Below are 10529 nucleotides of genomic sequence, written 5' to 3' on the forward strand. Positions count from 1 at the left end.
CCCCTCCCCACGCACCGCAGGTACTCGCCCAACCAACGGCAACGGCTCCGCCACCTCCAACGCAGAATCATCACTCCGAAACGTCCTCACCCGCCCCGGCCCGGAATCAGGCGTCTCGAACCGCACCGTGACCCGCCCCAGCCCACTGCCCTGCACCCACCCGTGCCCGAACTCGGCATGCCGAACGTCATGCCCCGCCCGCCACTGCCGCTCCACCACCGGCTCGGGCTCCTCAGCCACCACCTCCGCGGCTTCTTCCTGACCAGCACCGGATGATCCGGCACCGGCACCGGCACCAGCCGCACCCCCAGCCTGCTGCGACTCCTCCGCGGCAGCGACCCGCGCCTGGGCGAAGAGATCCTCCTGCGTGTAGTCGGCCAGCCCCGAGACCCCGACCCCCAGCAGCCGCACGCCTCCCGTGGTGTCCACCGACTCCAGCAGCCGCGCGGCCGCCTCCCGTACCACCGCGGCGTCGTCCGTGGGCCCCCGAAGCGTCTCGGACCGGGTCAGCGTCGAGAAGTCGTACCTCCGCACCTTCAGCACGATGGTCCGCCCCGACAGATGCGCGCCCCGCAACCGCTGGACACACCGGTCCGCAAGCCGCTGCACCTCCGTCCGCACCCGCACCCGGTCGTGGATGTCCACGTCGTACGTGTCCTCGACGGACACCGACTTGGTGTCCCGCTCGGCCACCACGGGCCGCTCGTCGCGGGCCAGCGCCATGGCGTACAGGGAGCCTCCGTGGGCCTTCCCCAGGAGCCGTACGAGCTCGTCCTCGCCCGCCTCGGCGATCTCCCCGACCGTGCTGATCCCACCCCGCCGCAGATGGTCCCCCGTGGCGGGCCCCACGCCCGGCAGAATCCGCACCGACATGGGAGCGAGCAGCGCCCGCTCGGTGCCGGGTTCTATCAGCACGAGCCCGTCGGGCTTGGCCTGCTCGGAGGCGATCTTCGCGAGCATCTTGGAGGCTGCGAGCCCCACGGATCCGGTCAGCCCCGTGACGGCCCGGATGTCCGCGCGCAGCTTCCCCGCGGTCAGCCGCGCCGACGCCTCGTCCCAGGCCGTCCGCCCGGCCTCCAGGTCCACGAACGCCTCGTCCAGGCTCAGCGGCTCCACCAGCGGCGACAGCTCCCGCAGCAGCCCCATCACCTGCTCGCTGATCTCCCGGTACAGCCCGAAGCGCGGTACGAGGTACGCGGCGTTCGGCGCCAGGCGGCGGGCCTGCGCCATGGGCATCGCCGAATGCACCCCGAAGACCCGTGCCTCGTACGAACAGGTGGCGACCACACCGCGCGGCCCGAGACCGCCCACGACGACCGCTTTCCCGCGCAGACTCGGCTTGGCTGCCTGCTCCGCCGATGCGAAGAAGGCATCCATGTCGAGATGCAGGATCGTGGGCGCGGTTCTCACATGTCCGATGCTGCCCTACGCCACTGACAATGCCCCGCGCACGGCCTCACGAAGCACCACGGGACCGTACGCCGGACAGCACGACGAGCACCGGAATCCGGAATGACGGGGGCAGCCGGGACAGCCGCTTCAGACCGCCCGGTTGCGGCGCCGCGCCAGCTCGTCCGTGGGATTGGGTCCGACGAGCGTCTCGCCCGTGTCGACCCGCTCCCCGTGCAGCTGCGAGAGCGCGCTCTCCACGTCCCGCCACACCACACCCACGGCGATGCCGAAGATGCCCTGGCCGCCCTGGAGAAGGGCATGGACCTCGCCGGGCGAGGAACACTCGTAGACGGTCGCGCCGTCGCTCATCAGCGTCATCCGCTCCAGGTCGCGGAATCCGCGCTCCCTGAGGTGCTGGACCGTGGTGCGGATGTTCTGCAGCGAGAGCCCCGTGTCGAGGAACCGCTTGACGATCTTCAGGACGACCACGTCCCGGAAGCTGTAGAGCCGCTGTGCCCCCGCCCCGTGGGCGAGCCGCACACTCGGCTCGACCAGTCCGGTCCTGGCCCAGTAGTCCAACTGCCGATAGGTGATCCCCGCGGCCGCACAGGCCGTGGGCCCGCGATAACCGACCTCCTCGGACGCCACCTCGCCGCCCCCCGGCACCGCCGTCGGCCGCTGTACGTGATCGGCCGCGCTGCTCTGAAGCGGGTACGGGCCGCTCTCCCCCGGACCGCGTCCGGGAGCACCCCCAGCCGTACCGTCGCCGCTGCTTCTCACGCCGACCTCCGTCCTTGACCTGCCTTCTCGACGGTAGGCAGTCACCAGGGGCGCGTCAACGATCGCCACACTCGGCACGCCGGGTGATAATCACCCTAAGAGTGGTTTCCCGTGCCCCACCGCGGGGAAAGGCTAGCCGAATGCTCTCGCGCCGGCCGCCGCACGGCCTGTTGTCCGGCGGCCCCGGAGGGTCACCGACCGGTTTGTCGCACCGTCATTGGCTGTTGGTCCCGAAGTCCTCGGGCGAGATCTGGTCGAGGAACTCGCGGAACTTCTCCACCTCGTCCTCCTGCTCGTCCGGGATCGCGATGCCGGCGTCGTCCAGGACCCCGTCGCTGCCGTAGATGGGCGTCCCGGTGCGCAGCGCCAGCGCTATGGCGTCCGACGGGCGGGCGCTAACCTCGACCCCGCTGGCGAACACCAGCTCCGCGTAGAAGACACCCTCCCGCAGGTCCGTGATGCGCACTTCGGTCAGCTCCTGGCCGACGGCCTCCAGCACGTCCTTGAACAGGTCGTGGGTCAGCGGTCGCGCGGGAGCCATGCCCTGCTGCGCAAAGGCGATCGCCGTCGCCTCCCCCGGCCCGATCCAGATGGGGAGGTAACGGTCGCCTCCCACTTCACGCAGGAGCACGATCGGTTGGTTGGAGGGCATTTCGACCCGGACACCTACGACGTCGAGCTCGTTCACACAGCAACCCTAGGCCGTGCCCGGCACCTTTGGGTAGTCGAGCACGGAATGGTGCGCCATCCCACGCTCGGCGCGAGCCGCCACGTCAGGGCAGCCGCACCCCGAGCGCGGACTGCACCAGGGCCGCGTGCAGCTTCACCGCGAGCCCCGCCAGCTCCCTGGTGCGCGCTTGTGCGTGTGCCCTGGTCTGCGGGTTGCGATGGAGCCGCAGCGGCGCCACGACCTGGTCCACGAGCCCGGCCTCGCGGTCGGCGGCGGCCTTCACGGCACGCAGATGCCGCGGCTCGATCCCGAACCGCCCGAGCTCCAGAACCAGTCCGGCCACGGTCAGCGCCTCGGCGTCGTACACCCCGTCCAGCAGAGGGGTGATGAGGCCGTACGACTCCCACTCGTCGAGCTCCTGCTCACCGATCTCGGCGGCGGCCAGCAGCTCGGCCCGGCCGATCCTGGCCACCGTGGGCCCCTCAGGGTCGCTCAGGGCCTCCCCGTCGCGCTGACGCCCCACGGAAGGCAGCGGCAGCGCCTCGCCGCGCCCCATGGCGTCCAGGTGCTCGCGGATCACCTTCAGGGGCAGATAGTGGTCACGCTGCATCCTCAGGACGTGACCGAGGCGCTCGACGTCGTCCGCGGTGAACTTGCGGTACCCCGACGGGGTCCGCTGCGGCTCGATGAGCCCCTCGGACTCCAGGAAACGGATCTTGGAGACAGTGACCTCGGGGAACTCCTCACGCAGCACGTTCAGCACTGTGCCGATGCTCATCGGCCCGTTGTCCGTGGCGGCGGCACCGTGTCCGGCACCGCCGCTCGGTGTTCGAAGCATGGACCTTCCCTGGGGGTCTCCCCGGACAAAGTCTGGGGGAGGGTCAGATGCCCCGCTGGCTCGCGTAGAAGACCAGCCGGTACTTGCCGATCTGCACCTCGTCACCGTTCGCCAAGGGAACCCGGTCGATCCGCTCCCGGTTGACGTACGTGCCGTTGAGGCTGCCGACGTCCGCCACCGTGAACGAACCGTCGGGCTCACGGCGGAACTCCACATGGCGGCGCGAGACCGTCACGTCGTCCAGGAAGATGTCGCTCTGCGGATGACGGCCGGCAGTGGTCAACTCGCCGTCCAGCAGAAAACGGCTGCCCGAATTGGGCCCGCGTCGCACCACCAGGAGCGCCGAGCCGAGCGGCAGGGCGTCGACGGCGGCCTGCGCCTCGGGAGACAGCATCGGCATCTGCGTCTGACCAGTGACCTCGGCGTCATACGCCTCAAGGCCGGAGATGGAGATCGTCGACGTGGTCTCCGACGGACGCTCCGGGGTCGCTCCGGCCCGCAACGGCGCACCGCAGTTCGAGCAGAAGCGGCTCGCTTCCGTGTTGCGGTTACCGCACCTCGTACACACCAGGGCCGACATGGACGGATCCTCCTGCCGCGGCTGCCCCGCCGGGGTATTGGACGCGTACGGGTCGGAGCCGAAACCTCCACCCGCACCTGAGGCTGACGGATCTGGGAAACCTATGCGCCCCGACTGGGCAGGGTCAACAGACGGCGCGCCCTGACCACCGGAAACGTCACCACCCGGCCCACCGACCTGGTCCCGGAACAGCGGACGGTCCTCCTGCCCCTCGGCCTCCGAGGGACGCGGTGCACGATGCCGGGCAGTGGCGTTGTCGCCGCCCTCTCGTGCGCTCTTGCCGAACAACTTCGCAAACAACTTCACGGGCGATTCCCCTTGACCGAAACAGACCCGCCCGTGGGGCAGGACGAACCCTGATTACATACACCGGCCGAGCCGGACACCCTCACAACGTCCGTATCCACCAGACAGTTTCCACCACGCACCAGCCATTCGGTGCGTCGACCCCCCGCAACCTCATGCCCTTGCGGAACGGACTCCAAGCGCCCCCGGTTCACTGGGAGGACGACCGAGCGTAGTCAGGCTGCTTCGCCGGTCGCAAGGCGTCCACGACGATCTTGTCCGAGCGTTCCACCGTGACAGTGGCCTGCTCCTTCTCCAAAGTCTGCACCACTCCGCCAGGGATGTTGAGTGCCGGTTCCAGGTCCTGGGACTTGCCGATGACCTTGAAACGATACGGGGAGCTGATCTTGTTCCCGTCCACGGCGACTCCCCCGCTCACATCCGTCAGATAGGTACCCGCGACGATCCGTACGCCATTGACCTGGATCGCCTCGGCGCCGGCGGCGCGCAACTCCTGGACCGCGTCGAGCAGCATGTCCGACTCGACCGTCCCCTTCTCGTCGTCGATCACCAGCGTGATGCCGGGGCCCTGCGCCGCCACGGTGCCCGCCAGAATGCCGAGTTGCTTCTCCTTCTCGACCGTCTGCTTGCGGGCCTCCTCGGCTTGGTCCGAGCTGTTCTCCAACTCGGTGCGCTGGTCCTCAAGCCCCTGCTTCTCCTCTTCCAGACGCTGTGTGCGGTCGTCCAGTTCATCGAGGATGCGTACGAGATCCTCCTGGCGAGCGCCGCGCAGAGCGCCGTCGCTGTCGCTGTTGGACGCCACCTGGACCGCGAGACCGAAGCCGAGTCCGAACAGCAGGAGCGCGACGATGAGTTGCGCACGGGACACGCGGGGCGGCCACAGGCCCTTCACCAGCCGCTGCCGGCCGGTGACGACAGCCGGCTTGCCCTGCTCGGGCCCGACCTCCGGTGCCGCGGCGTCCTCCGCCCCTTCCGGGGCCCGCGCCGACACCTCTGCGGGCAGCGCCTTGCGCAGCGGGCTCTCGTGCGTGCCCGGCGTCTCGTCCTTGCCGCTCATCGGCCTCACGCCCGGAAGACGTGCCGACGGATCGCCGCGGCGTTGGAGAAGATGCGAATACCGAGGACGACCACGACGCCGGTGGACAGCTGAGCGCCCACGCCCAACTTGTCGCCCAGGAAGACGATCAGCGCGGCCACCACGACGTTGGACAGGAACGACACCACGAAGACCTTGTCGTCGAAGATGCCGTCGAGCATCGCCCGCAGACCTCCGAACACGGCGTCGAGCGCCGCGACGACGGCGATCGGAAGGTAGGGCTCGACCACTGCCGGGACCTCGGGCCGGACCAACAATCCCGCCACGACTCCCACGACGAGGCCCAGTACGGCGATCACGATGTGCCTTTCTCTGTGCTCGGCTTTGCTGTTCGTACGATCACACTCGGCGCTGCGGGCAGCCGGACCTCGTCCTCGACGGACATGCTGGTCCTGACCCCGAAGTTCTCCTTCAGGGCCTGCAGATACTGGCCGTCGCCGCTGTTCCGGAACCTGCTGCTCAGCCGTTGCCCGTCCCCCACGGCCAGCACCGTGTACGGCGGCACCAGCGGCTTGTTGTCGACCAGTATCGCGTCACCCGCGGCCCTGATCGCGGACAGGGCCGTCAGCCGCTGTCCGTTGACCGTGACGGCCTCGGCGCCCGACTCCCACAGCCCGTTGACCACCCGCTGCATGTCGCGGTCGCGCACGCGTCCGGTGTCGGAGAAGCCCGACGTCTCACGCGCGTCCCCGTCACCGCCCTGGTCGGCTTCCTTCGCGTCGTCCACGACGAGCTTCACACCGGGACCGTGCACCTCGACGGCGCCGGCCAGGACGGCTACCAACTCGCCCTGGTCGCCGCCGTGCTTCTTCAACGCCTCACGCTGCCGTGCGCTCACGTCGTCGCGGAGTTCGTCGATGCCGTCTTCGAGGTCCTCGGCCGCCGACGTCTCACTGTCGATCCGGTCGATGAGCTCCTCGCGCTCCTTGGCGACGACCGGAGCCACTATCCGTGCCTGCGCCGCACCCACGGTCACCACGAGGGCCGCGAGCACCAGACCGGCCGCGAGCCCCAGCTTCGCGCGCACCGTCTTGGGCATCCCGCCGGTGCCTTCGGCCTTCTTACGGACAGCCGCCTCGGCATACCCCTCGTCGAGGCTGTGGTCCATGACGTTGGTGAGCAGCGACATGGACGCGTCCGGGCGCGAGGGGCGCGTGGGGGTGCTCCGAACGGGGAGCTGCTGCGGCATGCCGCACATCGTCGCACGTCGCGACCAGTACCTCCGAATGGCCCCACCGACGCGCCGGACGAGCCCTTTTGAGGGCACCGTCCGGCACGCGCGCGTGCGACTCAGCGACCGGCGCTGTCCACCACGGACGACCACTCGTCGAGCAGTGCCTGCGCCGACGCGTCGTCGGGCCCTTCGGCCCACAGATGGGTGACCGCCTCCGCCGGATCGGGCAGCACCATCACCCAGCGTCCGTCGGTCTCCACCACACGAACACCGTCGGTCGTGTCGACGAACCGATCACCGGCCGCCTCCACGACGCGGCGCATCACAAGCCCCTTGACCGCCCAGGGAGTCGCGAGATCGTGCTTGATGACGTGCGCCCGCGGGATCCGCGCGTCGATCTGACTGAGGGTGAGCTGCGCCCGCGCCACCAGGCCGATGAGCCGCACGAAGGCCGCCGAGCCGTCGAACACGCTGCTGAACTCCGGCACGATGAACCCACCGCGCCCGTCGCCTCCGAAGATCGTCGACTCCTCGCGCCCGACGCGCGTCAGATCGTCGGGAGACGTCGTCGTCCAGTCGACCTGGGTCCCGTGGTACGCCGCCACCTGCTCGGCGATCCTCGTCGTGGTCACGGGCAACGCCACGCGCCCGCTGCGCCGTTCGGCGGCCACCAGGTCGAGCATGACGAGCAGCGCCCGGTCGTCCTCGATGATCCGGCCCTTCTCGTCGACGAGCGACAGCCGCTCGCCCACCGGGTCGAACCGCACGCCGAACGCGGCCCGTGCGGAAGCCACGATCTCTCCGAGCCGCACCATCCCGGACCGCCGGGTTTCCACCGTCTCCGTGGGCCTAGACTCGTCGAGACCCGGGTTGATGGTCAGCGAATCGACCCCGAGCTTGCCCAGCAGGCTGGGCAGCACCAGTCCGGCACTGCCGTTCGAGGCGTCCACGACCACCTTGAGACCGGACTCGGCGATCCCGGTCGTATCGACATTCCTGAGCAAGGAACCGGTGTACGAGTCGAAGACGCTGGCCGGGAAGTGCAGGTCCCCGATCTCACCGGGGAACGCACGCCGGTACTCCTGCCGTGCGAACACCCGGTCGAGCTTGCGCTGACTCCCCTGCGACAGATCCGCCCCACGCCCGTCGAAGAACATGATGTCGACCGAGTCGGGAACCCCGGGCGTCGTACGGATCATGATCCCGCCCGCACTGCCCCGCGCGGTCTGCTGCCGGGCCACCGGCAGCGGTACGTTCTCCAGGTCCCGTACGTCGATGGCACTGGCCTGGAGAGCGGAGATGACCGCTCTCTTCAGTGCGCGGGCGCCTCGGGAGTGGTCGCGGGCCGTGGTGACCGTGGAGCCCTTCTTGAGCGTGGTCGCATACGCCCCCGCGAGGCGCACCGCCAGCTCGGGCGTGATCTCCACGTTCAGGATGCCGGACACTCCGCGGGCCCCGAAGAGATGGGCCTGGCCCCGTGACTCCCAGATGACCGACGTATTGACGAAGGCGCCGGCCTCGATGGTCTTGAACGGGTACACCCGCACGTTGCCCTGGACAATCGATTCTTCGCCGACGAGGCACTCGTCCCCGATGACAGCGCCGTCCTCGATACGCGCGGCCCGCATGATGTCGGTGTTCTTTCCGATGACACAGCCGCGCAGATTGCTGTGCTGACCGATGTACACGTTGTCGTGCAGTACGGCCTTGTGCAGGAACGCCCCGGTTTTGACGACGACATTGGAGCCCACGACGGTGTGCTCCCGAATTTCGGCGTCAGCTTCGACCTTTGCGTAGTCCCCGATGTAGAGCGGTCCTCGCAGTACTGCGTCGGGGTGGACCTCGGCGCCCTCGGCGACCCAGACTCCGGGCGATATCTCGAAGCCGTCCAGCTCGACGTCGACCTTGCCCTCCAGGACGTCGGCCTGCGCCTTCACGTAGCTCTCGTGCGTACCGACGTCTTCCCAGTAGCCCTCGGCGATATAGCCGTAGATCGGCTTGCCTTCCTTCATCAACTGCGGGAAGACGTCACCGGACCAGTCGACGGATACGTCGGCCTCGACATAGTCGAAGACCTCGGGCTCCATGACGTAGATGCCCGTATTCACTGTGTCCGAGAAGACCTGCCCCCAGGTCGGCTTCTCAAGAAAGCGCTCGACCTTGCCTTCGTCGTCCACGATGGTGATGCCGAATTCCAACGGATTGGGGACCCTGGTCAAACAGACAGTGACCAGTCCCCCCTTTTCCTTGTGGAAATTGATCAGATCTGTGAGATCGAAGTCGGTCAGAGCATCACCGGAGATCACGAGGAAGGTGTCGTCCTTCAGTGCCTCCTCGGCGTTCTTGACACTGCCGGCAGTTCCGAGTGGCTTCTCCTCGTTGGCATAGGTGAGCTCCATACCGAGCTCTTCACCGTCACCGAAGTAGTTCTTGACCAGGGAGGCCAGGAACTGGACAGTGACGACGGTTTCGTTGAGCCCATGCCGCTTGAGCAGCCGTAGCACGTGCTCCATGATCGGGCGATTGGCCACGGGCAGGAGCGGCTTGGGCATGCTTGAGGTCATGGGGCGAAGGCGTGTGCCTTCGCCGCCGGCCATCACGACGGCCTTCATGTCGGAAGCGTCCTCCTTGAAGAGACGGTCTAGCCGACTTCCCCGTCAGATTGTCCCGCACATTCTCGTTGCGGGCCATCAGGGGCCACTACGGCCGTCCATTGGACTGGCTCAGTCGGCCATGGTTGTCCGCACGAACAAGGCGGCGGACCTGAACCACGTAGAGGATCCCTGCCCACCAATACAGAGTTGTACCCCATCCGGCGAACGCCCATCCGAAAATAGCAGCGAGTGACGCAATCCACCCGCTTCCGTCACTGAGCAGCAGCAAGGGGAAGGCGTACATCAAGTTGAACGTGGCGGCCTTCCCGAGGAAGTTCACCTGAGGCGGCGGATAGCCGTGCCGTCTGAGGATGCCCACCATCACGAGCAGGACGAGCTCCCGCGCCAGCAGGACACTGGTCAGCCACAGTGGCAGAATTTCGCGCCAGGTGAGCCCGAGGAGGGTCGACAGAATGTAGAGGCGGTCGGCCGCGGGATCGAGCAGCCGGCCGAGGCTGCTGATCTGGTTCCAGCGCCGGGCGAGCTTGCCGTCCAGATAGTCGGTGATGCCGCTGAACATGAGCACCAGAAGTGCCCAGCCGTCACTGTTGGGGCCGCCGAACTCCGGCCTGAGGATCAGCCACAGGAAGAGCGGCACGCCCGCGAGGCGCGCCATGCTGAGGATGTTCGGGATGGTGAGCACCCGGTCTGTCTGGACGCGGGTCTCCTGGACCTCCACCCGGGGGCCTCCTGTGGGGAACGTGCCGACGATGCCCCCTGACCCTACCCTCACGCATCTGCCCACATCGCGGAGGGGTTCCGGGAACCTTCCCCGGAAATAAAAAAAGCTCCGGCTCTCAGACTTTCGTCCGAGAGCCGGAGCTCTAAAAGAAGTTCGGCGGCGTCCTACTCTCCCACAGGGTCCCCCCTGCAGTACCATCGGCGCTGTAAGGCTTAGCTTCCGGGTTCGGAATGTAACCGGGCGTTTCCCTCACGCTATGACCACCGAAACACTTTGAAACTCTGATTCAAACAACCGCACCACACCCCCCGTGACCAAACAAAGGAGTATGGGGTTGTTCGTGGTTTCAGAACCAAC

Annotated in this window: 10 protein-coding genes and 1 rRNA gene; all 11 read right to left on the minus strand. The window is 67.9% G+C overall.

Features of this window, described 5'->3' with window-relative positions; genetic code table 11:
• Positions 1-1410, minus strand: a 1410-nt coding sequence (locus tag AOK01_RS36565; protein ID WP_055519368.1) for a DNA polymerase IV, incomplete at its 3' end; no start/stop codon positions are given.
• Between the two features lie 129 nt (positions 1411-1539).
• Complete coding sequence (locus tag AOK01_RS36570) at positions 1540-2172, minus strand: MerR family transcriptional regulator (RefSeq protein WP_079104053.1); 633 nt, start codon at positions 2170-2172, stop codon at positions 1540-1542.
• A 214-nt stretch (positions 2173-2386) separates the two neighbouring features.
• On the minus strand, positions 2387-2860 hold the full coding sequence (locus tag AOK01_RS36575) for a bifunctional nuclease family protein (RefSeq protein ID WP_006123076.1): 474 nt from the start codon (positions 2858-2860) through the stop codon (positions 2387-2389).
• An 85-nt stretch (positions 2861-2945) separates the two neighbouring features.
• The gene (ftsR, locus tag AOK01_RS36580) at positions 2946-3680 is read right to left on the minus strand and encodes a transcriptional regulator FtsR (protein ID WP_055519369.1); all 735 of its coding nucleotides are present in this window, start codon (positions 3678-3680) and stop codon (positions 2946-2948) included.
• Positions 3681-3723: 43 nt separating this feature from the next.
• Positions 3724-4608: a zinc-ribbon and FHA domain-containing protein gene (locus tag AOK01_RS42130; RefSeq protein ID WP_245702566.1), complete on the minus strand. Its 885-nt coding sequence runs from the start codon at positions 4606-4608 to the stop codon at positions 3724-3726.
• 148 nt (positions 4609-4756) lie between these two features.
• Positions 4757-5623 (minus strand): DUF881 domain-containing protein, encoded by an 867-nt coding sequence (locus AOK01_RS36590; protein ID WP_055519373.1) that lies wholly within the window; start codon positions 5621-5623, stop codon positions 4757-4759.
• A gap of 5 nt (positions 5624-5628) precedes the next feature.
• Positions 5629-5961: a small basic family protein gene (locus AOK01_RS36595; RefSeq protein ID WP_003988855.1), complete on the minus strand. Its 333-nt coding sequence runs from the start codon at positions 5959-5961 to the stop codon at positions 5629-5631.
• Positions 5958-6860: a DUF881 domain-containing protein gene (locus AOK01_RS36600; RefSeq protein ID WP_079104055.1), complete on the minus strand. Its 903-nt coding sequence runs from the start codon at positions 6858-6860 to the stop codon at positions 5958-5960. Before AOK01_RS36600 ends, AOK01_RS36595 begins: the two co-directional genes overlap by 4 nt.
• 92 nt (positions 6861-6952) lie before the next feature.
• Positions 6953-9448, minus strand: a complete 2496-nt coding sequence (locus AOK01_RS36605; protein ID WP_055519377.1) for a mannose-1-phosphate guanyltransferase — start codon at positions 9446-9448, stop codon at positions 6953-6955.
• A gap of 88 nt (positions 9449-9536) precedes the next feature.
• Positions 9537-10169, minus strand: coding sequence for a cardiolipin synthase ClsA (gene clsA / locus AOK01_RS36610; RefSeq protein ID WP_055519378.1), 633 nt, complete (start codon positions 10167-10169; stop codon positions 9537-9539).
• Positions 10170-10323: 154 nt separating this feature from the next.
• A 5S ribosomal RNA gene (gene rrf / locus AOK01_RS36615) occupies positions 10324-10440 on the minus strand.
• Positions 10441-10529 lie beyond the last annotated feature (89 nt).

Origin of the sequence: Streptomyces aurantiacus (assembly GCF_001418335.1) — a bacterium.
GTDB classification, from domain to species: domain Bacteria; phylum Actinomycetota; class Actinomycetes; order Streptomycetales; family Streptomycetaceae; genus Streptomyces; species Streptomyces aurantiacus.

Coding starts and splice junctions, on each gene's coding strand:
- ftsR (WP_055519369.1), bottom strand. CDS start 3,680: ATGCTTCGAACACCGAGCGGCGGTGCCGGACACGGTGCCGCCGCCACG.
- AOK01_RS36590 (WP_055519373.1), bottom strand. CDS start 5,623: ATGAGCGGCAAGGACGAGACGCCGGGCACGCACGAGAGCCCGCTGCGC.
- AOK01_RS36600 (WP_079104055.1), bottom strand. CDS start 6,860: ATGTGCGGCATGCCGCAGCAGCTCCCCGTTCGGAGCACCCCCACGCGC.
- AOK01_RS36605 (WP_055519377.1), bottom strand. CDS start 9,448: ATGAAGGCCGTCGTGATGGCCGGCGGCGAAGGCACACGCCTTCGCCCC.